A 25,346-nucleotide genomic window follows, 5' to 3' on the forward strand; every position below is an offset into this window, starting at 1 on the left:
CATTTTGTAGGGGAATACGGTCAGACTTCGATTTTCAAGAATTTCTTATAGGAAAGTTATGCGCTTCAGGGATATCAGTATCGGCGTGCGCATCAATGCCGGTTATGCCATGTTGATCGTGCTGATGCTGGTCGTCATCGTCCTGTCCGGCAGCCGCATCTATGCCATCCGCGCCGAGACCGACGATATCCTGCAGCGCGACTGGGTCGCCGCCAAGGCCACCAGCAAGATCCACGGGCTGGCGCGCGAGGCGGCCACGCGCATCGGCAACCTGCCGAACCAGCACGAGCTGGCGCTGCGCCAGGCGAACCAGGCGCGCCTGGAAGCGATCAAGCAAGGCATCGATGAGCAGGTGCGCATCCTCGACGGCCTCGATGCACGGCCCGAGGAGCGGCGCCTGCTGGAACAGATGCACCTGGCGCGCGCCGACTATTATGTTTCGCTCAAGGCGATGTTCGAACTGGTCGAGCGCGGCGAGGATGCCCTCGCCGAGCAGGCCATACAGACGCAGACCTTGCCGGTGCTGGAAAAAGTGCTGCTGTACGTGGGCCAGCTCGACGACCTGCAGCAGCAGCTGATCCGCGACAGCGCGGCCAGGATACGCAATGACATCGACACCTCGCTGCTGCTGATGGGCGGCATCGGCCTGGCGGCCTTGCTGACGGGCCTGGCCTTTGCCTGGTCGGCGCGCTCGATCACGCGTCCGCTGGGCGAGGCGGTGGCGATCGCCACGCGCGTGGCCAATGGCGACCTCAGTTCCGTCATCGAAGTGACGTCGCGCGACGAGACGGGCGAATTGCTGCAGGCGCTCAAGGACATGAGCACCAGCCTGGCCGTCGAGCAGGACCTGCGCCACGCCGTCGAAGTGGCCGAGGATGCGACCAAGATGAAGTCGGACTTCCTGGCGAATATGTCGCATGAAATTCGCACGCCGATGAACGGCATCATCGGCATGACCCACCTGGCGCTGCAGACGGACCTCACGTCGACACAGCGCAACTACCTGGAGAAGGTGGAATCGGCGTCGAAGAACCTGCTGGCCATCATCGACGACATCCTCGATTTCTCGAAGATCGAAGCGGGCAAGATGGCTTTTGAAAAAGTCGATTTCTTCCTCGAGGACGTGCTGGCGCAGATCGCCGACCTGTCCGTGATGCGCGCCCAGGACAAGGGGCTGGAACTGCTGTTCGACATCGCCCCCGACGTGCCGAACGCCTTGCAAGGCGACCCGCTGCGCCTGGGCCAGGTGCTGATCAACCTGACCAACAACGCCATCAAATTTACGGAGAAGGGCGAGATCGTGGTCACCATCCGCCTGCAGCAGCTGGAAGAACATGCGGCCGTGCTGCGCGTGGATGTGCGCGACACCGGCATAGGCCTCACGCCGCCCCAGCGCAGCAAATTGTTCCAGGCCTTTACCCAGGCTGACACGTCCACCACGCGCCACCATGGCGGCACGGGCCTGGGGCTGACCATCAGCAAGCGCCTGGTGGAAATGATGGAAGGCGAGATCGACCTGGTCAGCGAAGCGGGCGTGGGCAGCACCTTTTTCTTCACGGCCCGCTTCGGCCTGGCTGCCGTGCCGCGCGACGGTCTGCCAGTGCCGCTGCAATTCCATGGCCTGCGCGTGCTGGTGGTCGACGACAACCCCAGTGCGCGTGAAATCTTCGTCAGCATGCTGACGGCGCTCGGTTTCGAGGCGCGCGCCGTGCTTGGCGGCGCGCTGGCCATCGGCGCCGTGGCGCAGGCGCGCGCCGAGGGACGCCCGTACGGGCTGGTGCTGATGGACTGGAAAATGCCGGGCATGAGCGGCCTCGATACCCTGGCCGGCATCCGCGCCGATGCCGCCGGCATCGATGCGACGCCGGCCTGCATCATGGTCACGGCCTTCCATCGCGAAGCGCTGCTGGAAGCGGCGCGCCAGCGCGACTTGCCGCTCGACGGCGTCTTGAACAAGCCGGTCAGCGCCTCGACCCTGCTCGACCAGATTGCGTTCGTGTTTGGCGGCGTGACGGGGCAGAGCCGCAAGACGCAGCGCCAGAGCAGCTACCGCGACGACGAGCGCGCCCTGCGCGGCGCCTGGCTGCTGCTGGTCGAGGATAATGAAGTGAACCAGGAAGTGGCGCAGCACATTCTCAACGACGCCGGCATCCGCGTCGACATCGCCAGCAATGGCGCCATCGCCCTGGCGAAGATCGAGGAAAACGCCTATGACGGCGTGCTGATGGATTGCCAGATGCCGGTGATGGATGGCTACCAGGCGACGCGCAAGCTGCGCCAGGACCCGCGTTATTCGAACTTGCCCGTGATCGCCATGACGGCCAACGCCATGGTGGGCGACAAGGAAAAATGCCTGGACGCCGGCATGAACGATTTCATCGCCAAGCCCATCGACGTGGCGCAGCTGTTCGGCACCCTGGCGCGCTGGATCGCGCCGGCCACGCCGCAGGAAGTTGCGGCGGTGGTGGCGCAGCCGGAAGCGGAGCTGCCCGTGATCGCCGGCCTGAAAATGGCGGAGGCCATGCGCCGCGTGGGCGGCAATGCCGCTTTGATGCGAAAATTGCTGGAGCGTTTTGTGGAAACCCAGTTCGACGCGATGCAGCGCATCGTTGCCGCCATCGAGAACAACCAGCTGGAAACGGCGATCCGCGAAGCGCATACCCTGAAGGGCCTGGCCGGCAATATCGGCGCCGGCGGCCTGGCCGACAGCGCCGCGCGGGTCGAGCACTTGCTCAGCCTGGGCTCGCACGACGGCTTGCCGCAGGCGCTGGCCGCCTGCACCCTGGCGCTCGACGAGCTGGTGCCGAAGATCGTGCTGGCGATGCAGTCGCGCGGCAATGCGGCCGAGGCGGGCGGCGCGGCGGTGGCGCACGTGGCGCCGGTGGACCGGGCGCAGCTGGAAGCGGGCTTGCGCGAGTTGTCGCAGCTGCTGCAGCAGGACGATGCACAGGCCGTCAAGCACCTCGACGGCATCGGCCCCGTGCTGGTCGCGGCGGGGCAGGCGGAACACGCGCGCCAGTTGAAGCGCATGCTGGGACAATACGATTTCGAAGGTGCGCTGGCGCAGCTGGGCGAGGTGGCCGAGGCGCTGGAGCTGACACTGTGACAAGGATAACTATGCAGAGCGAAGGACGGGCATGAGAGCGCCGGCAAGCAAGCCAACCATCCTGGTGGTCGACGACACGCCAGACAATATCGACCTGCTGCGCGCGGTGCTGGAAGACGATTACCGCACCAAGATCGCCGTCAATGGCGAGCGGGCCCTGAAGATCGCCGCCGGCAGCGACCAGCCCGACCTGATCCTGCTCGACATCATGATGCCGGGCATGAGCGGCTACGACGTGTGCCGCGCGCTGAAGGCCGATCCCGCCACGGCCGGCATTCCTGTGATTTTTGTCACGGCCATGAGCGAAGTGGCGGACGAGCAGCTGGGCCTGGCCCTGGGCGCCGTCGATTACATCACCAAGCCGATTTCGGCGCCCATCGTGCTGGCGCGCATCAGGACGCAGCTGGCGATGAAGCAGATGCAGGATTTTTTGCGCGACCAGAATCATTACCTGGAAACGGAAGTGGAGCGCCGTGTGCAGGAAGTGGCGGCGCTGCAGGACGTCACGATCCACGCCATGGCCTCGCTGGCCGAGACGCGCGACAGCGAGACGGGCAACCATATCCGCCGCACTTCGCACTACCTGAAGGCGCTGGCCGAGAAGGTGCGCGGCTTGCCGCGTTTCCGCGATTTTTTGACGGACAAGAATATCGAACTGCTGTTCAAGACGGCGCCGCTGCACGACATCGGCAAGGTGGGCATCCCCGACCATATCCTGCTCAAGCCGGGACGTTTCGAACCGCATGAAATGGCCATCATGAAGACGCACACCACCTTGGGGCGCGACGCCATCCTGGCGGCCGAGCACGAGCTGGGCATCGAAGTCGATTTCCTCAAGTACGCGAAAGAGATCGCCTACAGCCACCACGAGAAATGGGATGGCAGCGGCTACCCGCAAGGCCTGGCCGGCGAAGCCATCCCGATTTCGGCGCGCCTGATGGCGCTGGCCGACGTGTACGATGCCCTGATCAGCCGGCGCATCTACAAGCAGGGCATGGACCATGCGCAGGCCGTGCGGATCATCGTCGAAGGACGCGGCTCGCATTTCGACGCCGAGATCGTCGACGCCTTTTTGCAGATCCAGGACCAGTTCATCGCCATCTCCCACCGCTATGCGGACGGCGTGTGCGAGATCGCCGACAAGCAGCGCCAGATCGCGCCCTACACCGAGAACCTCAGCTGACGGTCTTGAAGAAACGCAGCATCTCGCGGCTGGCGTCCGGCCCTTTGCCGTCCGTATAACTGCCGTTATGGCTGCCGCCGGACCAGGCATGGCCGGCGCCGTGGATGACCCAGTGCTCGCCCAGTGGCGAACCATCGGCCTGGCTGTGCGTGGTGCGCGTGTAGCGGTGGCCGTTCGGCACGCTGCCGTCGATGGATGCGGCCTTGGCCGCCTTGCCGCCGACCTGGCTGCGCACGCCCTGGGCGATCAGTTCATCGCCATTGCGCGGATTGACGGTGGTGTCGCGGTCGCCGTGAAAAACGATGATGGGCACGCCGCCGGCCGGCGCCTTGCGCTGGGCATTGGGCATGGCGCCGCCCTTCATGGCGGCCAGCGCCGACGGCAAGTCCTGCGCCGAGGCGAAGGGCAGGCCAGAATGCACGCCGACGGCGGCAAACAGATCCGGGTACAAGGTGCCGACGATGACGGCCATGGCGCCGCCCGCCGACAGGCCGGCGACGAACACTTCGCGTTCATTCACAGGATATTCGTCGATCACTTGGCGGGCGATGCCAGCGATCAGCGACGGCTCGCCCTGGTCGCGCTGCTGGTCGATGGCGTTGAACCAGTTCCAGCAGCGCGAACTGTTGGCGCCCTGCGTTTGCGCCGGGTAGACAACAAAACACTCCTTTTCTTCGGCCAGCGCATTCATCTGCGTGCCGGCGGCGAAATCGTCGGGATTTTGCGTACAGCCGTGCAGCATGACGATCAGCGGCATGGCCTGGCCGTGGTAGCTGCTGGGGATATACAGCTTGTAGGAGCGCGTGCCCGCATGGTTGCGGTACACGCCGTCGATGAATTGGGCACCTGCCGGCATTTCCACCGGCGTGGCGGCGGGCGTATTGAAACCGGGCGGGTGGAAATTCGGCAGCTCGAAGCTGGGCATGTCGAAGCTGTGCTGGCCCAGGCCGGCCGGCACGCCCAGGCGCGCCATGAAATCCTGCGCGAAGTCCTGCGCCGCCTGCGCGGGCGTGGGTGGTACGGCGTCAGCTTGCGGCGGCTCGGCCCGGGCCTGCGCCGGTGCCGGATTGATATCACGCATGGGCGGCGCTTGCGTGGCTGCCGCCTGCGGCGCCAGGCCGGCGGCGGACAGCGCCTGCTGGATTGCTTCGGTGGCGGCGGCGGGACCGCTGCCCATCAGATTACGGGTTGCGGCGCGCATCTGCGCCAGCATGTTGACAGGTAGTTTCATGACCATCCTTAACGGTGCCGCGCATCGGCCGGGTCATCGCCGCAAACCAATACGCTAGTGAATTCGCCCTGCGAGCGCCGTCTTGACGACGGTGCTGGCGTGCAGGGCACCTAATACGAAAATCGACTCGATGGTGGCCAGTGCCAGTTCCACGGAGACATCGCTGGCGATACTGGCCAGTCCCAGCACCTGTATCTGCAGGCGCTGGCCGGCTGCCTGGATCGTCTCCAGGTCGGCGCGCGAATAATGCTGCATGCCCAATACCAGGCTTTTACGTGCGACGGTTTGTTTCACCACGTCGGCGTGGGTACCCAGCTGGTTGCGTATGGCCGTACGGATCAGATCCGTACGGTTGGAATAAAATCCCTCCTGGACCAGCAAATCGATCTGCCCCAGGTCGATCAAGCCGAGGTTGATCGTGATTTTCTCGGATTCCCCAATTTTGGGCTTGCTGTCTTGCTTGGCCATATCTCTCCAAAAACTCCACGTGGCATCCATTTGCCATCTGTATGGATGGTAGTATAGTTGTGTAATATCTCAAGTCAAGCAGGATTTGACCGGATCGTGTTGTAGGACGGGTACCCGCAGAGTGAGAATGCAGCGCAAAATAAATTTCCCGAAGATACGTTTTTGATCATTTTCACTCTGGAAAATATACTCACAGAAACATTGCATGGCGATGCCGCCGACTCGCCGGCGCCGTTTCGCGGCATAATGCAAGCCTACACGTTTACCGATGTCGCTCCATGATGGTCGCTCCCCCACCTCCGCCAGCCGTTCCGCTCCCCTCGCCGGTGCCGTCGCCCTGCGTCAGCCTGTGCAAGATGAACCGCAACAGCGGCTTGTGCGAAGGCTGTTTGCGCACGCTCGACGAAATCATCGCCTGGAGCAAGGCCGACGACGACTTCAAGCGCGCCGTGTTGGCCGAATTGCCAGGACGAGAATCCCTGCTCGACTTCGAGCCCGACTACTGAGGAAGCCATGCCGCGATCGCCAGCGCTGTTCCCCGATGCCATGCAGGTGTTCGAACGCGGCTGGCTGTCGTCGAATAACATCCTGTTCCAGGGCCGGGACGACACGGCGCTGATCGACAGCGGCTATGTCACGCATGCGCCGCAAACCCTGGCCCTGCTGCGCCACAGTCTCGATGGCCGTCCCCTGGACCGCCTGCTCAACACCCATCTGCACTCCGACCATTGCGGCGGCAACGCGCTGCTGCAAGAGGAATACGGCTGCCATACGGCCATTCCCGTGTCGGAAGCGGACAAGGTGCGCGCCTGGGACGTCGACGCCCTGAGTTTTCAGGCCACGGGCCAGCAATGCCCGCGCTTCGGTTTTGACGCCACCGTCTCGCCCGGCGACATGTTGATCTTGGCCGGCATGCGCTGGCAAGCGCTGGGCGCGCCCGGCCACGATCCGCACTCGCTGATTTTTTACTGCGCCGACGAGGGCATCCTGATCTCCGCCGACGCCCTGTGGGAAAACGGCTTTGGCGTGATCTTCCCGGAACTCGATGGCGGCTCCGGTTTTGCTGAGGCGCGCACCACCTTGGACCTGATCGCCGGCCTGGACGTGCGCGTGGTGATCCCCGGCCACGGGCGGCCCTTCACGGATGCCGCCGGCGCCCTGCAGCGTGCTTGGTCTCGCCTCGATTACCTGGCGTCCGACCCCGTGCGCAATGCGCAGAACGCCGTGAAAGTGCTGCTGAAATTCCTGCTGCTGGAACGCCAGCGCATCGCCCTCGCCGCCATACCGGCCCTGTTGCGCGGCATGCCCATCTTCGAAGAGGCCAACCGGCGCTTCCTGCGCCAGGAGGCGGCCGCGCTGGCCGAGTGGGCCGTGTCGCAGCTGGTGAGAGCCACGGCGGCACGCGTCGAGGGTGAGTACTTGCTCAACGAAGGCTGAAACGGCCAGGCGATAAATTCAGCACGATCGTACTTTTTCTGCACTATAATCAAGCTCAGTGTGTCTTTCACGTCCGATCAACTTTCCAGCGAGTCCGCCATGGCATTGCCTGTTGCGTTGCAAAACCTCTCCTTACCCGTTATCGCTTCGCCGATGTTCATCGCCAGCGGCCCGGCCCTCGTCGCGGCGCAGTGCAAGGCCGGCATCGTCGGTTCCTTCCCGGCCTTAAATGCGCGTCCCGCCGAATTGCTCGATACGTGGCTCACGGAGCTGCAGGCCGAACTGGCCGCCTTCCAGGCCGCCAACCCCGATAAAAAAGTCGGGCCGATCGCCGTCAACCAGATCGTGCACCAGTCGAACGACCGCCTCGCGCATGACGTGGAAGTGTGCGTGAAACACCGGATCCCCATCATCATTTCCTCGCTGCGCGCGCCGCCCAAGGAAATGCTCGACGCCATCCACAGCTATGGCGGCATCGTACTGCATGACGTGATCTCGATCCGTCACGCGAAAAAGGCGCTGGAAGCCGGTGTCGATGGCTTGATCCTGGTGGCCAGCGGCGCCGGCGGCCACGCGGGCACCCTGTCGCCGTTCGCGCTGGTGGGCGAAGTGCGCAAATTTTTCGACGGTCCGCTGGCGCTGTCGGGCTCGATTGCCACGGGCGACGCCGTGCTGGCCGCGCAAGCGATGGGCGCCGACTTCGCCTACATCGGCTCGCGCTGGCTGGCAACCAAGGAATCGAACGTCAGCGACGGCTACCGCGACGCCATTGTCGATTCCAGCGCCGCGGACATCGTCTACACCAACCTGTTTACGGGCGTGCACGGCAATTACCTGAAAAAATCGATCGAAGCGGCCGGACTCGATCCGGAAGCCTTGCCCGAAGCGGACAAGAGCGCGATGAATTTCGGCTCGGGCAGCGCCAAGGCCTGGCGCGACATCTGGGGCGCGGGCCAGGGCGTGGGCTTGATGGACGATGTGCCGAGCGTGGAAGAGATGGTGGCGCGGCTGAAAGCCGAATACGATGCGGCGCGCGCGCGGTTGAAGCTGTAACGCTGGTGGTAGTTGCTGTAACGCTGGTGGTAGTTGTCGGATTACGGCCTTTGGCCTAATCCGACCTACTCGAACCCGGTGGCGTAGGTCGGATTAGCGCGCAGCGCGTAATCCGATAAATCATCACTCCTGCTTCAAATCCTCAGGCTTGATGGCCCACAGCCCTGGCAGATTGCGCCAGTAGCCATACGCATCCATGCCGAAGCCGACGACGAAGCGGTTCGGGATGACCAGGCCGACGATGTCGGCTTGTACCGGCTTCTTCTTGCCGATGGCCTTGTCGGCGAACACGGCCAGGATCACTTCCGAGGCGCCCATGTCCAGCAAGCGCTGCTTGACGTGCGCCAGGGTTTCGCCTTCGTCGAGAATATCGTCGAGCACGATGACGGTGCGGCCCGCTACATTCGAGCGGGGGATGACTTTCCACACCACCTCGCCACCCTTGTCGTCGTCGCCGTAGCGGCTCACGTGGATGTAGTCGAATTCGAGCGGAAAGCTCAGCTGTGGCAGCAGGTTGCCCGTAAATACGACGGCGCCGCCCATCACGCCCAGCACCAGCGGGAACTCTTTCGAGTCCTCGGCGTTGAAGCGCGTGTTGAGCACATCGGCCATGCGCGTGATCGACGCCTGCACGGTATCTTGGTCGAACAGCAGTTCCGCGTTCTTGATCAGGTCACGGGCACGGTTGTGATGAAATTCTTGCATGGACTCTTGCATGGCGATGAATGGGGCTGATGATGAATGCGGGTATTATCCCGCAAACGCCATCCGTGCGCTACGCCTAGCTGTAATCGCGCACGTCGTCGATTATTTTTCCATCCTGCGCCAGGCTGCCCACGGCCACCAGCAGCACGTCGCCGCGCAGCTTGGTCAGTTCGCGGATCGAGCCGATGATGGCTTCCACGCCGCTGGCGTCCGTCGGATCGTCGACTTCGCAATGCAAAGCCATCTCGTCATTGGCCATGCGCCCGGACACGACCAGCCGCGCCTTCTTGATTTGCGGATGGCGGCGCGCGATGTCATGCACCTGCGACGGATGCACGAACATGGCGCGCACCTTGGTGGTCTGGTCGGCGCGTCCCATCCAGCCTTTGATGCGCGTATTCGTGCGCCCGCACGGCGACTCCGGCGCATCGACCAGCACGGCGGACAGATCGCCCGTGGCGAAGCGGATCAGCGGGTAGTCGGCATTGAAGACGGTGACGACGACTTCGCCCACCTCGCCCGGCGCGACGGGAATGCCGCTGCCCGGATGGACGATCTCCAGCAGCACGTTTTCATCGACGACCATGCCCGGATTGAGCTTGCCATTGCTGGCCGTTTCATAGGCGATGCTGCCGATATCGGCCGAGGCATAAGTCTGGAACACGTGCGGCACGCCGTTTTCGGCAAACCAGCTGCGCAAGGACTCGGGCAAGGCTTCCGCGCCCATCACGGCATTGGTGACGCTGCTGATGTCGGCGCCCATTTCACGCGCCTTCTCGATGATCAGTTTTAAAAATGACGGCGTGCCGATATACGTGTCGGGCTTCAGGTCGGCCATCGCCTGCACCTGCATTTCCGTCTGGCCGATGCCGGCCGGGATGACGGTGCAGCCGATGCGCGCGGCGCCGCCTTCGACCATGAAGGCGGCCGGCGTGAAGTGATACGAAAAGCAGTTCTGCAGCAAGCCGCCGGCGCGCACGCCGGCCGCATACATGGGACGCGCGAAGCGCCACCAGTCGGGTCCGCGGCCTTCCGGATCGAAGATGGGGCCGGGCGAGACGAACACGCGCGACAGGGCGTTTTTTGGCGTCGTGTTCAAGCCGCCGAACGGCAGCGCGTCGTGCTGCAATTGCTTGAGGTCGGACTTGCGCGTCACGGGCAGCTGCGCCAGCGCGGCGCGGCTGGTGATGTCGGCCGCGTTGATCCCATCGAGAATGCGGGCCCAGCCCGGCGCCTGTTGTGCGCGCGCGATCAGCTGCGGCAGGCCGGCCATCAATTCGCGTTCGCGCGCTTCGGGGGCGCGTGCTTCCAGACTGTCGAGCGTATCGGTCATGTTGCGGATTCTCCAATGTCACGTTGCATTTTTTTCGTCAGCCCCGCCACAATCAGGCTGTATGAGCGGTGCAGCAGGGCGGCCATTTCGTCGTCGTCCAGGGCGTCGGGACTGGCGACGAGCACCCATTTGGCCCGCGCCAGGTAGGGCGCCGGGCGAAAGCCGGGGCGGTCCGTCAATTCCAGGAAGCGTTCCGCATCAACCTTGAAGCTCATGCCGCGCGTGCTGTGCGCTTCCGCGCCGCACAGGGCGAACAGCCTGCCGCCGACGGAGAACGCCAGCACGTTCGTCCACTTGATGTCTTCGGTCGCGCCGGGAAAACCGCGGCAGACTGCCTTCGCCCGTTCCAGGTCCATGATGTGCTTCCTGCGTCAGGCCAGCCAGCGCTTGCGGCGGCGGTAGAACTTCATGTCGCGGAAGCTCTTGCGCCCGGCGCTGGAGACGCCCAGGTAAAACTCTTTGACGTCTTCGTTGCTGGCCAGTTCCTGGGCTTGCCCTTCCATCACGACTCTGCCGTTTTCCAGGATGTAGCCGAAGTCGGCGTAGCGCAGGGCCACATTGGTGTTCTGTTCGGCCAGCAGGAAAGAGACGTTTTCCTTGTGGTTCAAATCCTTGACGATGCCGAAGATCTCTTCGACGATCTGCGGCGCGATGCCCATCGAGGGCTCGTCCAGTAAAATCATCGACGGTTTGGCCATCAGCGCACGGCCGATGGCGCACATCTGCTGCTCGCCGCCCGAGGTGTAGCCGGCCTGGCTGCTGCGCCGCGTTTTCAGACGCGGAAAATAGTGATAGACCTTGTCCAGCGCGTCTTTCAGTTCGCCGCGCGACAGGCTGCGCGTGTAGGCGCCCGTCAAGAGGTTTTCCTCGATCGTGAGGTGGCCGAAACAGTGGCGCCCTTCCATCACTTGCGACAGGCCCCGCTTGACCAGTTCATTCGGCGTCAATTGATCCACGCGCTCGCCCTTGAACTGGACTTCGCCCTTGGTGACGTCGCCCCGTTCGCCGCGCAGCAGGGTCGAGATGGTTTTCAGGGTGGTCGACTTGCCGGCGCCGTTGGCGCCCAGCAGCGCCACGATCTTGCCCTGCGGGACCTGCAGCGACACGCCCTTCAGGACCAGGATCACGTGGTCGTAGATGACTTCGATATTGTTCACCGACAGGTAGGGCGGCGGTATTTCAGTGGCAGTATGGTTCATGGCTGCTTCGTTTTCATAGGTGGTGGTGCTTGTCGGATTACGGCCTGCGGCCTAATCCGACCTACGTCGTATCCAGGTAGGTCGGATTAGCGCAACGCGCGTAATCCGACACCACCCCGAAAGCCGCTTACTTCATGCACGCCGGCGTGATCTTTTTCTCGTCGGCGTACTTGCCCGACGATTCCTCGACCAGTTTGCGCACCAGGGCCTTGTCGCCGACGATCCATTTCGGCGTGATGGCGGTCCACTTCTTGCCATCCCACTGCTGCACTTTCACGGCGCCCGAGCCTTCATGGTCGTCGCAGCTGGTTTTCACGGTGGGGAACATGCCCAGCGCGCCGACGGCCTTCTGGCGCGCATCGTCGACGTTCAGGTTTTCCAGGCCCCAGCGCATCTGCTCGCCCGTGATCGGCTTGCCCTTGCCGAATTTTTCCTGCGCCGCGCGGATCGCTTCCACCCACAGGATGCCGGCCGTCACGCCGCGCATGTGGTAGACGGAGCCGATGCGCGACTGGTCGGACAGGTTGCCCTTGCCGGACGCGTAGAGTTTTTTGCGGATGTCGTCCAGCACCGGGTAGTTGCCCGGCGTATTGAAGGTCATCGCCGTGTAGCCCTTGGCCGCTTCGCCCGATGGAATCGTGTCTTCCTCGGAACCGGCCCACCAGACGCCCAGCATTTTGTCGCGCGGGAAGCCGTTGCGCTGCGCCGTCTTGATGGCAACGGAATTCATCACGCCCCAGCCCCACAGGATCACGTGGTCCGGCTTGGCCTGGCGGATTTGCAGCCATTGCGATTGCTGTTCGCTGCCGGGCGGCGCGACGGGAATCTTGACCAGCTCGAAGCCGTACTGTTTCGACAGCGCTTCGAGCACGGGCAGCGGCTCCTTGCCGAAGGCCGAATCGTGGTACAGGTGGACGATCTTTTTGCCTTTCAGCTTGTCCATGCCGCCATCTTTGTCGCCCAGGTACTTGATCATGCCGGCGGCCTGGCTCCAGTAGCTGGAGATCAGCGGATACACATACGGGAAGACCTTGCCGTTGGCGGCGTCCGAGCGGCCGTAGCCGATCATCGTCATGGGAATCTTGTCTTGCGCCACGCGGTCGAGGATGCCGTAGGCGACGCCGGTGGACAGGGTTTCGACCAGGGTGGCGCCGCCCTGCTTGGTTTTCAGGCGTTCATAGCATTCGACGCCGCGCGACGGGTTGTATTCCGTTTCGCATTCTTCCCAGCTGATTTTCACGCCGTTGACGCCGCCGGCCTGGTTGACCAGGTTGAAGTAATCGATGATGCCGCCGTAGAAGCCGGAGCCGCCGGCCGCGTAAGGGCCCACGCGGTAGGACGGCAGGGCGATGTACTGTTCCTTGTCCTGCGCCTGCGCGCTGCCGGCCATGGTGAGTGCGGCACTGGCGATGGCGGTGGCCAGCATGAGCGATTTGATGTGTTTCATTGTGTGTCTCCTCTTGTTTTATTTGGTATTCAAGTGAACCGACATCGACTGCAAAAACTTAATGGGGGAAGGGCCAGAGTCGCAATTTTTCCTTGGCGATCTGCCACAGCCTGGCCAGGCCGTGCGGCTCGACGATCAGGAAGAAAATGATCAGCGCGCCGAACACCATCAGCTCCAGGTTCGAGGCCACGCTGGTGGGCAGCGACAGGCCGTGCGCGATGGTGTTCAGGAAGACGGGCAGCAGCACGATGAAGGCCGCGCCGAGGAAGGAGCCTAAAATCGAACCGACGCCGCCGATGATGATCATGAACAGGATGCGGAAGGACAGGTCCAGGTTGTACGCTTCCGGTTCCACCGTGCCCAGGTAGGCGTACGCATACAGTGCGCCGGCCACGCCGCAGTAGAAGGAGCTGACGGCAAACGCCAGCAGCTTGGTGCGCATCAGCCGGAAACCGATCACCTCGGCCGCCATGTCCATGTCGCGCACGGCCATCCACGAGCGGCCCACGTTCGAGCGGATCATGTTCTTGGCCAGCAGGGCCATGCCGGCAACGATGGCCAGCACCAGCAGGTATTTGCTTTGCGGCGTGTCGAACTGGTAGCCGAGGATGGTCATCTTCTGCACCGTGATGACGCCCGAGGAACTGTAGTTGGTCAGATACGGAATCTTGGTCAGGCACCAGACGACAAAAAACTGCGTCGCCAGGGTGGAAGCGGCCAAATAAAAGCCGCGGATGCGCAAGGAAGGCAGGCCGAAGGCGATGCCCACCATGGCCGCGCACAGGCCGCCGAGGATGAAGGACACGAGCAGCGGCAATCCTGGCAGGCGGGCCATGAAGTTATACGAGGCAAAGGCGCCCACGGCCATGAAGGCGGCCGTGCCCAGCGATAGCTGGCCCGCGTAACCGGTCAGGATGTTCAGGCCCAGCGCCGCCAGGGCGAAGATCAGGAAGGGGATCAGGATCGCCGACAGCATGTAGGGCGAGGCGACATACGGCAGGAGGAAGACGGCGACGAGGAGCGTGGCCGTCAGCGCCAGGCGGTCTTGCCGGATCGGGAAAATCTGGTTGTCAGCCTGGTAGCTGGTCTTGAATTGTCCTGCTTCACGGTAAATCATGGGGTGGTCCTTTGCTGGCTGTTGGGGTGTTTGTCGGATTACGCCTTCGGCTAATCCGACCTACGATGCTCTTGGGGCCTTATATTCGCCGGATGATCTTCTCGCCGAACAGTCCTTCCGGGCGCACCAGCAGGAACAGCAGGGCCAGCACATACGGGAACCAGCCTTCGATGCCGCCGCCCACCATGGGGCCGAGGTAGACTTCGGCCAGTTTTTCCGACGCGCCGATGATCAGGCCACCGACGATGGCGCCCGGCACCGATGTAAAGCCGCCCAGGATCAGCACCGGCAGCGCTTTCAGGGCGATGAAGGTGAGAGCGAACTGCACCCCGTTGCGCGCACCCCACAGCAAGCCGGCCACCATGGCCACCAGGCCGGCCACGCCCCACACCACGGCCCAGATGCGCTGCAGCGGGATGCCGACCGCCAGCGCCGCCTGGTGGTCGTCGGCGACGGCACGCAGGGCGCGGCCCACCTTGGTTTTCGAGAACAGCAAGGCCAGGCAGATCACCAGCAGCGCGCAGATGCCGGCCGCCATCAGGTCGAACTGCGAGATGTTGATGTCGAAGCGGTCCATCAAAAACTGCATTGGCACGTCTTCGATGGGCAGGTCCAGCTTGTGCACCTGCGAGCCCCACATCAGCTGCGCCAGGCCTTCGATGAAAAAGGTCAGGCCGATGGTGGCCATGAACAGCGTGATTTCCGGCTGGTTGACGAGCGGGCGCAAGACCACCCTTTCAATCGCCATGCCCAGCACGATCATGGTCACCATCGTCAGCGGAATGGCCAGCCACAGCGACAGGCCAAACTTGTCCATGATGCCAACGCAGGTGAGGGCGGCGAAAAACACCATCGCTCCCTGCGCGAAGTTGAACACGCCCGAGGCCTTGTAGATCAGCACAAAACCGATCGCCACCAGCGCGTACATGACGCCCGACAGCAGGCCGCCGATCAGCACTTCAAAGAAAAAATTGATATTCATTGTTATCCCTGGTCCGGTGCTAGTGGGCTACACCCAAGTACGCGTTGATGACATCCTGGTTGCTGCGCACCTCGTCGGGTGTGCCGTCGCCGATCTTCTTGCCGTAATCGAGCACCACCACCCTGTCCGAGATATCCATCACCACGCCCATGTCGTGCTCGATCAGCACGATGGTCGTGCCCAGCTGGTCGTTGACGTCGAGGATGAAGCGGCACATGTCCTGTTTTTCTTCCACGTTCATGCCTGCCATGGGTTCGTCCAGCAGCAGGATGTCCGGTTCGGCCACCAGCGCGCGGCCCAGCTCCACCCGTTTTTGCAAGCCGTAGGGCAAACGCCCCACGGGCGTCTTGCGGATGGCCTGGATTTCCAGGAAGTCGATGATCTCTTCGGCCTTCTTGCGGTGCTCGATTTCCTCTCGCCGCGCCGGGCCCCAGTACAGGGCCTGCAGCAGGAAATTCGACTTCATTTTGAGGTTCCTGCCCGTCATGATGTTGTCCAGCACCGTCATGCCTTTGAACAGGGCGATGTTCTGGAAGGTGCGTGCGATGCCGGACTTGGCGGCCGCGTAGCAATCCATGCCGCGCCGGTGTTCGCCCCGATAAATGATTTCGCCCTGCTGGGGACGGTACACGCCGTTGATCACGTTGAGCATCGAGCTTTTGCCCGCGCCGTTCGGGCCGATGATGGCGCGGATTTCATGCTGCTTCACGTCGAACGAGATGTCGGTCAGCGCTTTCACGCCGCCGAACGACAGCGAGATATTCTTCAGGTCGAGGATCACGGGGCCCGTCTTGCGGGCCGTGCCGAAATGGGCGTCGGGTTCGTTCATTTGCATCGTGCTGTGCTCCATCATGCGGCCAGGCCTTGGGGCCGGTACGTTTTGCTGTCCCAGATCTGCAGGTCGGCGCTGGTCGAGCCAAGGCGGCCATCCTCGAATTTCACCTGGGTCTCGATGTATTGCCTTGCCTTGCCTTCATACAGGGCGGAAATGAGCACCGCGTATTTTTCGGCGATGAATTTGCGGCGCACCTTGCGCGTGCGCGTCAGTTCGTCGTCGTCCGGGTCGAGTTCCTTGTGCAGCACCAGGAAGCGGTGTACCTGCGTGCGGTCCATCAGCGGATCGGTTGCCAGTTCCGCGTTGACTTGTTCGATGCAGTCGCGGATCAAGCCATAGGTCTCGGCGCGCGCCGCCAGGTCCGTGTAGCCGGCATAGGCGATGCCGCGCCGCTCGGACCAGTTGCCCACCGCTTCGATGTCGATGTTGATGAAGGCGCAGACCTGGTCGCGCCCATGGCCGAAGGCCACCACTTCCTTGATGAAGGGGAAGAACTTGAGCTTGTTTTCGATGTAGTTGGGCGCGAAGATGGCGCCGCAATTCATCTTGCCCACGTCGGCCGCGCGGTCGATGATTTTCAGATGGCCTTCGCCGTCGAACACGCCCGCGTCGCCCGTATGAAAGTAGCCGTCAGCGTCGATCACTTCGGCCGTGGCGTCGGGGCGCCTGAAGTAGCCGCTCATGGTGGCCGGCGACTTGACCAGCACCTCGCCATTGGCCGCCAGCTTGACTTCCACGCCCGGCGCCGGCAAGCCGACGCTGTCGAACTTGATGTTACCGTCCGGTTGCAGACACACATAGGCGCAGGTTTCGGTGGAGCCGTACAGCTGCTTGAGGTTGACGCCGATGGAGCGGTAGAAGCGGAACAGGTCGGGGCCGATGGCGGCGCCGGCCGTGTAGGCGACGCGCACGCGCGACAGTCCCAGCACGTTTTTCAAGGGGCCGTAGACGAGCAGCTCGCCCAGCTTGTAGCTGAGGCGGTCCGCCAGCGAGACTGGCTTGCCATCCAAAATCTGCGCGCCGCAGCGCTTGGCCACGTCCATGAAATGGCTGAACATATGGCGCTTGATGCTGCTTGCGTCTTCCATGCGTATCATCACGCTGGTGAGCATGTTCTCGAACACGCGCGGCGGCGCAAAGTAGCACGTGGGGCCGATTTCGCGCATGTCGATCATCACCGTGTCGCCCGACTCGGGGCAGTTGACGGTGAAGCCCGCCACCATGGCCTGCGCCAGCGAGAACAGGCAGTCGCCGACCCACGCCATGGGCAGGTAGGACAGGATGTCTTCCGCGTCGGTGAGCTTGTCGAAGGCCACGCCGCCAACGCCGGCGGCCAGCAGCGCCGTGTGGCTCTGGCACACGCCTTTCGGCTTGCCCGTGGTGCCCGAGGTGTACAGGATCACGGCCGAGTCGCTACCCTGGCCCGCTGCCACGGCGGCGTCGAAAAAGCCCGGATGTTCGCGGTCATAGGCCCGGCCCAGCGTCTGCAGGGCGGCAAACGACGTCAGCTCCGGCTGGCGGTAATGGCGCATGCCCCGTTCATCGTCATAGGCGATGTGGGCGACGTGCGGATACAGGGCCTTGAGTTCGAGCAGCTTGTCGACCTGCTCCTGGTCTTCGACGATGGCGTAGCGGATTTCCGCATCCTGCAGCACGTAGGCCATGTCGGCGGCCGGCGCGTCCTGGTACAGTGGCACAGGCACGCCGCCCAGGCTTTGCGCAGCCAGCATGGCCCAGTACAGGCGCGGACGATTGTCGCCGATGATGGCCAGGTTCATGCCGCGCTGGAAGCCGATGGCGGCCAGGCCGCAGGCCAGTGCACGCACTTCTTCGTTGACCTCGGACCAGGTCCAGGTTTGCCAGATGCCCAGGTGTTTTTCGCGAAAGGCGGGCTTGTCGGATCGTACTGTCCCGTGTTGCAATAAGCGCCGCGGAAAAGTCGGCATTGTTGCTGTGGTATTCGTTTGCACCAGTGTCTCCCTGTTGCTTGTCTCAGGCCCCACCTCGTTGGATGGCGCTCTGTGTTTTTTATGTGTCAGGCGTTTGTGCAATGATAGTAGCTTGCGTTAGTTTGCCAAGTTGTCTTTTCGGGGACATTTACCCACTTTTCGATGGTGCATCGCACAATGACCTACCCTGATATCAGCCTCAAGGATGCCGTGCGCGCGGCCCACTGGGCGCAATTGCTCGACCCAGTGCAAATGGCCCGGGTCGAGGCCGATGTGTTCGAGACTTTCGTGCCGAAAGGCGGCTTTGTCTGCCGCAAGGGCGAGCCGGTGGACAACTGGATCGGCGTCATCAGCGGCATGGTCAAGATGAATAATTTTTCCGCTTCCGGCAAGGCCATGACGTTTACGGGCTTGTCACCGGGCAGCTGGTTTGGCGAAGGTTCGCTGCTCAAGCGCGAGATGCGCAAATACGACACCATCGCCGTGCGCGATACGCGCGTGGCGCGCCTGCCTGCCAGCACCTTCCACTGGCTGCTGGAGACAAGCCTGCCATTCACGCGCTTCCTGCTGATGCAGCTCAACGAGCGCCTGGGCCAGTTCATCGGCATGATGGAAAACGAGCGCCTGCTGGACCTGAACACGCGCGTGGCGCGCTGCCTGGCGTCGATGTTCCATTCGCATCTGTACCCAAGCGTGGACACCTTGGTGCAACTGTCGCAGGAAGAAATCGGCCTGCTGTCCGGTTCTTCGCGCCAGCGCGCCAACCAGGCCTTGCAGGTGCTGGAAAAAAAGGGGCTATTGCGCCTCGATTACGGCGGCATCCGCGTGCTGGACCTGGAAGGCTTGCGCCGCTACGAGGCCGATGATGGCGACTGAAATCTCCAGCCGTGCCACAGCGCTGCGTGAACGCCTCGAGGGTGCTGCCGTCGACCATGCGCGTTTCACGGGGCCGCCCGTCGATTTCAACGACTGGACGCCTGAAGAACTTGGCGCCGTCTGGGGGGCGCTGCACCGCGCGGCGCGCTTCGGTCATGATGATGTCGCGCGGTTTAATCTGGCGCACACGCTGCTGGAACAGGTGACTGAGGCCGGACTGGCGCCGTTGCTGGCCGGCGCCATGTTCCTTGACGCGCTCGACGCGGCCGCTGATTACAACTGGGAATGGGAGTATGTCATCGGCTGCCTGGCCTGCCTGCAGGGCGAGGCACCGGCAGGCACGGCGGCGCAGGCACGGCGCATTCTCGGCGAAACCTCGGGCTGGGCCGAACGGCCCTACCAGGCCTGGCTGCTGGCGCACCTTGCTGGCGGCGACGCCCCTGCCCAATTCGCGCAGCTGATGGAGGAGCGTCACGCCCGTTATCCGATGCCATTGACCTTGCAGGAATTGGCACTGCTGCCGCAGCTGGCGCAGGCGTCCCTGCTGGCGCTGGCCGGTTCGCCCCATAGCAGCTTCTGGAACCGCAACAGTATCGGCGAGGCGGATCCCGCCGCCGTGCTGGCCGACGATGCGGCGTATGTCGATTTTGCGCGGGCGATACTGGAACAGGCGGCGCGCCATATCGCCGCCATCCACGACGGCAGCGTGCCGTATGCGGCCGATGCCGCCTTTGCCACGGCAGATTCTCCCGTGCTGGCGCGCGCCGCGCGGGTCGCCGCCTACCGCGATGATGCATGGTTCCGTCCCGTGATCGCCGTCTTGCTGCCCTTGGCCTGCGTGGCGCCCGGTGCGGCAAAAAGCGCGCCGTCGCAGTCGCTGGCGATGGCATTGGGCCATGCGGTGGAAACCATCCCCACGCCGGAAAGCTTGCTGGCCCTGCGCACGGCGCTGGCGCAGGTGCGCCATGCGGGCATCCGCAAGAAGCTGGAACGCAATCTGAAACCGGCCGAACGGGCGCTGGCCGAACGGCCCGATATCGCCTGGCGGGTCGGCATGCCCGGCCCCATGGGCAAGCGGCGCCAGGCCATGCTGGCGCGCCGCCTGGAAGCGGGCTACGCCAGCGAAGTGTGGTTTGGCCTGGACCAATGGCGCGCCTTGCGCGACGATGCCGATATCGAGACGGTGGCGCGCGCGCTGGTCTGGCGCACGGGCGATGGGCTGGCCTTTATGCTCGATGGCGAGGGCGCCATCGGTGCGCAGGGGCAGCCAGTGGCATTGCCTGAGCAAGGCGACATCGGCCTGTGGCATCCCCTGCACGGCAGCGGGGAGCAGCGCGCCGCCTGGCAGGCGCTGCTCGCGCGGCGGCGCGTGCGCCAGCCGCTGCGCCAGGTGTATCGTGAAATATATGCACCGCCCGGCGATGGCGGCGCCCCATTTGCCGGCTACCAGTTGTCGCTGCCTACCTTGCTGGGACTGGCCCGCCGCGAAGGCTGGCGGCTCGATTACGATGAAGGCTTGTCGCGCCAGTTCGGCGCCTGGCGCGTATTGCTGCGCCTCGGGGGACACGTCTATCCAGGCGCGGGCGGCGCCTGCACATCCAACGGGCTGGCGCCCGCGCAGATGATGCCGATGGCGCCGGTGGCGTATTCGGAAGCGTGCCGCGCGGTGGACCTGCTGGTCAGCGCCAGCGCCCTGGCGCTGCTGGAAGAAGAGCACAGCGCGCAGCGCGCAGAGCGCCTGTTTTACCTGGCCAATCTGGCGCCGGGGCCGATGGCGGGCATGCGGCGCACGGTGCTGGAACAGGTATTCGCGGAGCAGATCGAGGACGGGCGCATGGCGCTCGAAGCGCGCCACCTGATGGTCGGCAGGCATGCGATTCACCTGACCACCGGCAGGGTCACGCTGGACGGCGCCGAGGTGGCGAGCGAGGTGGCAGCGAAGGGGAACAAGCTGGGCGCCGTGCCGTGGCTGCCGCACGATGAGGCGCTGCTGGAAAAAATCGTCGGCCTCGCCGGCCAGCTGCTCCAGCATTGAAGACGAGCCGCATCCTGATCCTGGCCTGCGTGAGTACTGCATTGCCGGCAATCGGAGTATCATGAGCGCTTCCCAGCACAGCACCTTTTCGCCGCCATGCAGACATCCGTTCACAGTAATCCCGCCTCCCGTTTGACCTTGCTGCGCGCCGCCATGCGCGCGCAGCAGATCGATGCCCTGATCGTGCCATCGGCCGATCCGCACTTGTCCGAGTACCTGCCGGCCCGCTGGCAAGGCCGCGAATGGCTGTCGGGCTTTACGGGTTCCGTCGGTACCCTGGTCGTGACGCAGGATGTCGCCGGCGTGTGGACCGATGGCCGTTACTGGGAACAGGCGGAAGAGGAACTGGCTGGCAGCGGCATCGTCCTGAAAAAAATCCCGTCCGGCGCCAGCGTGCTGTATATCGACTGGCTGGGCGAGACCATGCAGCCGGGGCAGACGGTGGCCGTCGATGGCACCGTGCTGGGCCTGGCCAATGCGCGATTGCTGCAGCAGGCGCTGGGCGCGCAAGTGACCCTGCGCACGGACATCGACGTGCTGCAAGCCGTGTGGCCCGATCGCCCGGTCATGCCGGCCGCGCCCGTATATGAACATGCGCCCGCGTATCCATCGCTGTCGCGCACGCAGAAACTGGCGGCCCTGCGCGCCGGCATGGCGGTGTACGACGCCAGCCACCACGTCATTTCCACGCTCGACGATATCGCGTATCTGTTCAACTTGCGCGGCGCCGACGTGCACTACAACCCCGTCTTCCTCGCGCACGCGCTGGTGGGACCGGAGCGCGCCACCCTGTTCGTTGCCGACGGCAAGGTGCCGATGGCCCTGCGCGCCACCCTGGAAAGCGAAGGCGTGGACGTGGCCGCATATGACCGCACGGCGGCCGCCTTGGCCGCCTTGCCGACCGGCGCCACCTTGCTGCTCGACCCGCGCCGCATCACGTTCGGCACGCGCCAGGCCGTGGCCGAGGGCGTGCGCGTGGTGGAAGCTATCAACCCGACTACCCTGGCCAAGTCGCGCAAGACGGACGGCGAAGCGGCGCACGTGCGCGCCGCCATGGAGCAGGATGGCGCCGCCCTGTGCGAGTTTTTCAGCTGGCTGGACGCCACCCTGGCCGACCCGCAGCGCGCGCCGTTGACGGAAATCGGCATCGACGAACACCTGACGGCCGCGCGCGCCCGCCGCGCCGGTTTTGTCAGCCCCAGTTTCGGCACCATCGCCGGCTTCAATGCGCATGGCGCCATCATGCATTACCACGCGCATGCGGATTCGGCCGCCACCATCGAAGGCGACGGTTTGCTGCTGATCGACTCGGGCGGCCAGTATTGGGGCGGCACCACCGACATCACGCGCGTGGTCCCCGTCGGCACGATCACGGCCGAGCACAAACGCGATTTCACCCTGGTCTTGCGCAGCATGATCGCCCTGTCGCGCGCGCAGTTCCCGCGCGGCGTGAAGTCGCCCATGCTCGACTCGATTGCCCGCGCACCGCTGTGGGCCGAAGGCATCGACTTTGGCCACGGCACGGGTCACGGCGTGGGCTTTTTCCTCAACGTGCACGAAGGGCCGCAATCGATTTCCCAGTCCGCCATGCCGGAGCCGCAGACGGCCATGGAAGCGGGCATGATCACCTCCATCGAACCGGGCATCTACCGCCCCGGCCAGTGGGGCATCCGCATCGAGAATCTGGTGCTGAACGTGCCTGCGGAAACGACGCAGTTCGGTGAATTCCTGCGCTTCGAAACCTTGACCCTGTGCCCGATCGACACGCGTTGTGTGGAACGCTCGCTGTTGCGCGACGACGAAGCGGCGTGGCTGAACGACTATCACGCGACCGTGCGCGCGCGCCTGGCGCCGCTGTTGTCCGCGCCGGCCGATGCGCCTGCGCTGGCGTGGCTGGAACAGCGCACGGGAGCCATCTGATGCGCTCGACCCGCGCCACCTCCGCCATCGAGCGGCTCAAGGAACGCACCGGCCACCGCCTCTACACGATGGCGCGCACGGGCGACGAACTGTTCTTTCTCACGGAAGGCCCGGGCTTGCCGCCTTTGTGCCCGCCGCTGGAACTGGACGCCTTTGTCGCCTTCGTCAATGGCCTGGGACCGCAAAAGGCGCGCCGCGTCAGCAAGCTCGATGTGGCGTTTGAAAAGCAGCTGGCCAAAAAGCCCCAGGATTAAATGCCGACCATCGACTTCCTGCGCGCCTACTGGTCGCCGGCCGAGCTGGCGACGAATGGCGTGATCCTGCTGAACCTGCTGGGCGCGCTGCTGCTGGGTTTATTGGTGGGTTACGAGCGTTCGTATCACGGGCGCGCTGCCGGCATGCGCACCTACAGCCTCGTGTGCATGGCTTCGGCCGCGCTGACGGTGCTGGGCGGCTATCCCGAGTTCTGGTACGGCGGCCATGGCGCCATCGTCGGCAGCGATCCCACGCGCGTGATCCAGGGCATCGTCACGGGCGTGGGTTTTCTCGGCGCCGGCGTCATCATGCGCGAGGGTTTCAACATCAGCGGCCTGACGACGGCCGCCTCGATCTGGGCCTCGTCCGTGATCGGCATCATGGTCGGCATCGGCTTTTATCTGTCGGCCATGGGCCTGGCCTTCCTGTGCGCGATGGCGATGATTTTTCTGTCAAAATTGGAGAACTGGCTGCCGTCGCGCCACGCGGTGGCCATCACCATGCGCTTCAAGCAAGGCTTTATTCCCCGTGAGGATGCGCTGCGGCGCATGGCCGCCAAGCGCGGCTACGACATCGCCGGCGGCTCGCTGACCATCGGCAGCAATGAAGGCATGCAGGAATGGCGCTTTGTCGCCATCGCGCATGGCAAGAACACGGGCGCCAGCCTGTCGGCCATGTCGGCCGAACTGGCCGCCTTCGAAGGCATCGCCGGCTTCCAGCTGTCGCATGCCCGCAATTGATACGGATGCCGAGAGGATGGACATGGATGCACAAGCCCAAGATGTACTCGATTTCTGGTTTTTGCCGCCGGATAACCCTGACTATGGCCAGTCGCGCATGGAATGGTTTCGCAAGGATGACGGCTTTGACGCGCAGATACGCGCGCGTTTCGGCGCGCTGATCGATGCCGCCATCGACGGCGGCTTGCGCGACTGGGATGCGACGCCGCACGGCGCGCTGGCGCGCCTCATCGTGCTCGATCAGTTCACGCGCAATGTGTACCGCGGCACGCCGCGCGCCTTTGCCGGCGACGCCCGGGCGCTGGCGTTGGCCATCGCCTTGACGCAAGCGGGACAGGACCAGCAATTGCCGCCGATGCTGCGCGCCTTTGCCTACCTCCCGTTCGAACACGCAGAAGACCTGGCCATGCAGGCGCGTGCCGTCGAGCTGTTCCAGCTGCTGTCGCAGGCGCAGCCCGGTTTTGACGGCATGCTCGACTACGCCGAGCGCCACCAGGAAGTGATCGCCCGCTTTGGCCGTTTCCCGCACCGTAACGCCATCCTGGGCCGCGCTTCCACGCCGCAAGAGGTGGAATTCCTGCGCCAGCCGGGATCGAGCTTCTAGAAAATCATCATGAACGTCACTTTGAATATCATCGGCGCCGGCCACGTGGGCCGCGTGCTGGGCAGTTTGTTCGCCGGCGTGGAAGGCGTCGCCGTGCAGGACGTGCTCACGCGCTCGATGGCCTCGGCGCAAGCGGCCGTGGCCTTCATCGGCGCCGGAACCCCCGTCGACAGCTATGCGGCCTTGCGCCACGCCGACGTCACCATGCTGGCCGTCTCCGACGATCAGATCGGTCCGGCCTGCGCGGCGCTGGTGGCCGAAGGGCGCCAGGCGGGCGCCATCGTGTTTCACTGCAGCGGCGCGCTGGCCTCGAACGTGCTGCTGGCGGCCACGCAGGCCGGCGCGTTTGTCGCCAGCGCGCATCCGATCCGCAGCTTTGCCGATCCGGCACAAGTGGCCGCCACCTTTGACGGCACGTTTTGCGGCGTCGAAGGCGACCCGCTGGCGCTGGCCTTCCTTACGCCGGCCTTGAACGCCATCGGCGCGCGCCCCGTGCCCATCGATCCGGCCGCCAAGACCCTGTATCACGCCGCTGCCGTGTTTGCCAGCAATTACCTGGTGACGGTGCTCGACGCCGCCTTGCGCGCCTACCAGGCGGCCGGCATTCCCGAGCCGGTGGCGCGCGAACTGGCGCAGCCGCTGGTGACGGAAGCGGTGGCCAATGTATTCCGCCTGGGCGCCGCGCCGGCGCTGTCCGGCCCCATCGCGCGCGGCGATTCGGCCACCGTGCAACGCCAGCAACTGGCCGTGCAAAGCTGGGATGCCGCCACGGGCGAGCTATACCGGGCGCTGGTGGCGCCCACGCAGGATCTGGCCAGACGCAAGCGCGGGAAATGACTCAGGCGGCGTGCCCACCGTTGCGGCCTTGCTC

At 64.2% G+C, this 25,346-nt stretch carries 23 protein-coding genes; 12 read left to right on the forward strand and 11 right to left on the reverse strand.

The window, feature by feature from the left end:
• The first annotated feature begins 58 nt into the window (after positions 1 to 58).
• On the forward strand, positions 59 to 3,106 hold the full coding sequence (locus FG13_RS19500; RefSeq protein ID WP_035823531.1) for a response regulator: 3,048 nt from the start codon (positions 59 to 61) through the stop codon (positions 3,104 to 3,106).
• Between the two features lie 31 nt (positions 3,107 to 3,137).
• Positions 3,138 to 4,289 carry a response regulator gene (locus FG13_RS19505; protein ID WP_035823533.1) on the forward strand — a complete coding sequence of 384 codons (1,152 nt, stop codon included), beginning with the start codon at positions 3,138 to 3,140 and terminating at the stop codon, positions 4,287 to 4,289.
• Here FG13_RS19505 and FG13_RS19510 read toward each other — a convergent pair.
• Positions 4,282 to 5,520 (reverse strand): extracellular catalytic domain type 1 short-chain-length polyhydroxyalkanoate depolymerase, encoded by a 1,239-nt coding sequence (locus FG13_RS19510; protein WP_235211775.1) that lies wholly within the window; start codon positions 5,518 to 5,520, stop codon positions 4,282 to 4,284. The genes FG13_RS19505 and FG13_RS19510 overlap by 8 nt on opposite strands.
• Positions 5,521 to 5,574: 54 nt before the next feature.
• Entirely contained in the window at positions 5,575 to 5,988 is a 414-nt protein-coding gene (locus FG13_RS19515) for a CopG family transcriptional regulator (RefSeq protein WP_035823534.1), read from the reverse strand.
• Positions 5,989 to 6,266: 278 nt separating this feature from the next.
• Between FG13_RS19515 and FG13_RS29590 the strand changes: the two genes are divergently transcribed.
• The 3 genes from FG13_RS29590 to FG13_RS19525 all read left to right on the forward strand — a co-directional run bounded on the left by FG13_RS29590 (position 6,267) and on the right by FG13_RS19525 (position 8,478).
• The gene (locus FG13_RS29590; protein WP_081922648.1) at positions 6,267 to 6,494 is read left to right on the forward strand and encodes a DUF1289 domain-containing protein; all 228 of its coding nucleotides are present in this window, start codon (positions 6,267 to 6,269) and stop codon (positions 6,492 to 6,494) included.
• A gap of 7 nt (positions 6,495 to 6,501) precedes the next feature.
• Positions 6,502 to 7,425 (forward strand): MBL fold metallo-hydrolase, encoded by a 924-nt coding sequence (locus tag FG13_RS19520; RefSeq protein ID WP_035823536.1) that lies wholly within the window; start codon positions 6,502 to 6,504, stop codon positions 7,423 to 7,425.
• A gap of 99 nt (positions 7,426 to 7,524) precedes the next feature.
• On the forward strand, positions 7,525 to 8,478 hold the full coding sequence (locus FG13_RS19525) for an NAD(P)H-dependent flavin oxidoreductase (RefSeq protein ID WP_035823538.1): 954 nt from the start codon (positions 7,525 to 7,527) through the stop codon (positions 8,476 to 8,478).
• Positions 8,479 to 8,601: 123 nt separating this feature from the next.
• Here FG13_RS19525 and FG13_RS19530 read toward each other — a convergent pair whose 3' ends face one another.
• The 9 genes from FG13_RS19530 to FG13_RS19570 form a co-directional block, all read right to left on the reverse strand.
• Complete coding sequence (locus tag FG13_RS19530) at positions 8,602 to 9,183, reverse strand: hypoxanthine-guanine phosphoribosyltransferase (RefSeq protein WP_035823544.1); 582 nt, start codon at positions 9,181 to 9,183, stop codon at positions 8,602 to 8,604.
• Between the two features lie 76 nt (positions 9,184 to 9,259).
• A complete protein-coding gene (locus FG13_RS19535) occupies positions 9,260 to 10,516 on the reverse strand; it encodes a phenylacetate--CoA ligase family protein (protein WP_035823546.1) in 1,257 nt (418 codons plus the stop codon).
• A complete protein-coding gene (locus FG13_RS19540; RefSeq protein WP_035823548.1) occupies positions 10,513 to 10,872 on the reverse strand; it encodes an MmcQ/YjbR family DNA-binding protein in 360 nt (119 codons plus the stop codon). The genes FG13_RS19535 and FG13_RS19540 overlap by 4 nt, the downstream gene beginning before the upstream one ends.
• A gap of 15 nt (positions 10,873 to 10,887) precedes the next feature.
• The gene (locus FG13_RS19545) at positions 10,888 to 11,715 is read right to left on the reverse strand and encodes an ABC transporter ATP-binding protein (RefSeq protein ID WP_051959260.1); all 828 of its coding nucleotides are present in this window, start codon (positions 11,713 to 11,715) and stop codon (positions 10,888 to 10,890) included.
• 127 nt (positions 11,716 to 11,842) lie between these two features.
• The gene (locus FG13_RS19550; protein WP_035823550.1) at positions 11,843 to 13,162 is read right to left on the reverse strand and encodes an ABC transporter substrate-binding protein; all 1,320 of its coding nucleotides are present in this window, start codon (positions 13,160 to 13,162) and stop codon (positions 11,843 to 11,845) included.
• 58 nt (positions 13,163 to 13,220) lie between these two features.
• Entirely contained in the window at positions 13,221 to 14,279 is a 1,059-nt protein-coding gene (locus tag FG13_RS19555; protein WP_035823552.1) for a branched-chain amino acid ABC transporter permease, read from the reverse strand.
• A 79-nt stretch (positions 14,280 to 14,358) separates the two neighbouring features.
• Positions 14,359 to 15,255 carry a branched-chain amino acid ABC transporter permease gene (locus FG13_RS19560; RefSeq protein ID WP_200880402.1) on the reverse strand — a complete coding sequence of 299 codons (897 nt, stop codon included), beginning with the start codon at positions 15,253 to 15,255 and terminating at the stop codon, positions 14,359 to 14,361.
• Positions 15,256 to 15,280: 25 nt separating this feature from the next.
• Entirely contained in the window at positions 15,281 to 16,096 is an 816-nt protein-coding gene (locus tag FG13_RS19565; protein ID WP_035828489.1) for an ABC transporter ATP-binding protein, read from the reverse strand.
• A gap of 14 nt (positions 16,097 to 16,110) precedes the next feature.
• Positions 16,111 to 18,042 (reverse strand): AMP-binding protein, encoded by a 1,932-nt coding sequence (locus FG13_RS19570; protein WP_035823555.1) that lies wholly within the window; start codon positions 18,040 to 18,042, stop codon positions 16,111 to 16,113.
• 180 nt (positions 18,043 to 18,222) lie between these two features.
• On the opposite strand from FG13_RS19570, the gene FG13_RS19575 reads away from it, so the two are divergent.
• The 7 genes from FG13_RS19575 (at position 18,223) to FG13_RS19605 (ending at position 25,312) form a co-directional block, all read left to right on the forward strand.
• Entirely contained in the window at positions 18,223 to 18,921 is a 699-nt protein-coding gene (locus FG13_RS19575) for a Crp/Fnr family transcriptional regulator (RefSeq protein ID WP_035823557.1), read from the forward strand.
• Entirely contained in the window at positions 18,908 to 20,956 is a 2,049-nt protein-coding gene (locus FG13_RS19580) for a DUF4132 domain-containing protein (RefSeq protein WP_051959262.1), read from the forward strand. The genes FG13_RS19575 and FG13_RS19580 overlap by 14 nt, the downstream gene beginning before the upstream one ends.
• Positions 20,957 to 21,052: 96 nt before the next feature.
• Entirely contained in the window at positions 21,053 to 22,876 is a 1,824-nt protein-coding gene (locus FG13_RS19585) for an aminopeptidase P family protein (RefSeq protein ID WP_035823559.1), read from the forward strand.
• A complete protein-coding gene (locus tag FG13_RS19590) occupies positions 22,876 to 23,130 on the forward strand; it encodes a hypothetical protein (protein ID WP_035823561.1) in 255 nt (84 codons plus the stop codon). Before FG13_RS19585 ends, FG13_RS19590 begins: the two co-directional genes overlap by 1 nt.
• On the forward strand, positions 23,131 to 23,871 hold the full coding sequence (locus FG13_RS19595; RefSeq protein ID WP_034752834.1) for an MgtC/SapB family protein: 741 nt from the start codon (positions 23,131 to 23,133) through the stop codon (positions 23,869 to 23,871).
• A 16-nt stretch (positions 23,872 to 23,887) separates the two neighbouring features.
• Positions 23,888 to 24,475 (forward strand): DUF924 family protein, encoded by a 588-nt coding sequence (locus FG13_RS19600; protein WP_035823563.1) that lies wholly within the window; start codon positions 23,888 to 23,890, stop codon positions 24,473 to 24,475.
• Positions 24,476 to 24,484: 9 nt separating this feature from the next.
• Complete coding sequence (locus FG13_RS19605) at positions 24,485 to 25,312, forward strand: Rossmann-like and DUF2520 domain-containing protein (RefSeq protein WP_035823565.1); 828 nt, start codon at positions 24,485 to 24,487, stop codon at positions 25,310 to 25,312.
• The last annotated feature ends 34 nt before the right edge of the window (positions 25,313 to 25,346 follow it).

Origin of the sequence: Janthinobacterium sp. RA13 (assembly GCF_000745325.1) — a bacterium.
Classification (GTDB): domain Bacteria; phylum Pseudomonadota; class Gammaproteobacteria; order Burkholderiales; family Burkholderiaceae_D; genus Janthinobacterium; species Janthinobacterium rivuli.

Excerpts from the sequence above, each read along its gene's own strand:
- FG13_RS19500 (WP_035823531.1), top strand. The coding sequence starts at position 59 with ATGCGCTTCAGGGATATCAGTATCGGCGTGCGCATCAATGCCGGTTAT.
- FG13_RS19505 (WP_035823533.1), top strand. The coding sequence starts at position 3,138 with ATGAGAGCGCCGGCAAGCAAGCCAACCATCCTGGTGGTCGACGACACG.
- FG13_RS19510 (WP_235211775.1), bottom strand. The coding sequence starts at position 5,520 with ATGAAACTACCTGTCAACATGCTGGCGCAGATGCGCGCCGCAACCCGT.
- FG13_RS19515 (WP_035823534.1), bottom strand. The coding sequence starts at position 5,988 with ATGGCCAAGCAAGACAGCAAGCCCAAAATTGGGGAATCCGAGAAAATC.
- FG13_RS29590 (WP_081922648.1), top strand. The coding sequence starts at position 6,267 with ATGATGGTCGCTCCCCCACCTCCGCCAGCCGTTCCGCTCCCCTCGCCG.
- FG13_RS19520 (WP_035823536.1), top strand. The coding sequence starts at position 6,502 with ATGCCGCGATCGCCAGCGCTGTTCCCCGATGCCATGCAGGTGTTCGAA.
- FG13_RS19525 (WP_035823538.1), top strand. The coding sequence starts at position 7,525 with ATGGCATTGCCTGTTGCGTTGCAAAACCTCTCCTTACCCGTTATCGCT.
- FG13_RS19530 (WP_035823544.1), bottom strand. The coding sequence starts at position 9,183 with ATGCAAGAATTTCATCACAACCGTGCCCGTGACCTGATCAAGAACGCG.
- FG13_RS19535 (WP_035823546.1), bottom strand. The coding sequence starts at position 10,516 with ATGACCGATACGCTCGACAGTCTGGAAGCACGCGCCCCCGAAGCGCGC.
- FG13_RS19540 (WP_035823548.1), bottom strand. The coding sequence starts at position 10,872 with ATGGACCTGGAACGGGCGAAGGCAGTCTGCCGCGGTTTTCCCGGCGCG.
- FG13_RS19545 (WP_051959260.1), bottom strand. The coding sequence starts at position 11,715 with ATGAACCATACTGCCACTGAAATACCGCCGCCCTACCTGTCGGTGAAC.
- FG13_RS19550 (WP_035823550.1), bottom strand. The coding sequence starts at position 13,162 with ATGAAACACATCAAATCGCTCATGCTGGCCACCGCCATCGCCAGTGCC.
- FG13_RS19555 (WP_035823552.1), bottom strand. The coding sequence starts at position 14,279 with ATGATTTACCGTGAAGCAGGACAATTCAAGACCAGCTACCAGGCTGAC.
- FG13_RS19565 (WP_035828489.1), bottom strand. The coding sequence starts at position 16,096 with ATGCAAATGAACGAACCCGACGCCCATTTCGGCACGGCCCGCAAGACG.
- FG13_RS19570 (WP_035823555.1), bottom strand. The coding sequence starts at position 18,042 with ATGCCGACTTTTCCGCGGCGCTTATTGCAACACGGGACAGTACGATCC.
- FG13_RS19575 (WP_035823557.1), top strand. The coding sequence starts at position 18,223 with ATGACCTACCCTGATATCAGCCTCAAGGATGCCGTGCGCGCGGCCCAC.
- FG13_RS19580 (WP_051959262.1), top strand. The coding sequence starts at position 18,908 with ATGATGGCGACTGAAATCTCCAGCCGTGCCACAGCGCTGCGTGAACGC.
- FG13_RS19585 (WP_035823559.1), top strand. The coding sequence starts at position 21,053 with ATGCAGACATCCGTTCACAGTAATCCCGCCTCCCGTTTGACCTTGCTG.
- FG13_RS19590 (WP_035823561.1), top strand. The coding sequence starts at position 22,876 with ATGCGCTCGACCCGCGCCACCTCCGCCATCGAGCGGCTCAAGGAACGC.
- FG13_RS19595 (WP_034752834.1), top strand. The coding sequence starts at position 23,131 with ATGCCGACCATCGACTTCCTGCGCGCCTACTGGTCGCCGGCCGAGCTG.
- FG13_RS19600 (WP_035823563.1), top strand. The coding sequence starts at position 23,888 with ATGGACATGGATGCACAAGCCCAAGATGTACTCGATTTCTGGTTTTTG.
- FG13_RS19605 (WP_035823565.1), top strand. The coding sequence starts at position 24,485 with ATGAACGTCACTTTGAATATCATCGGCGCCGGCCACGTGGGCCGCGTG.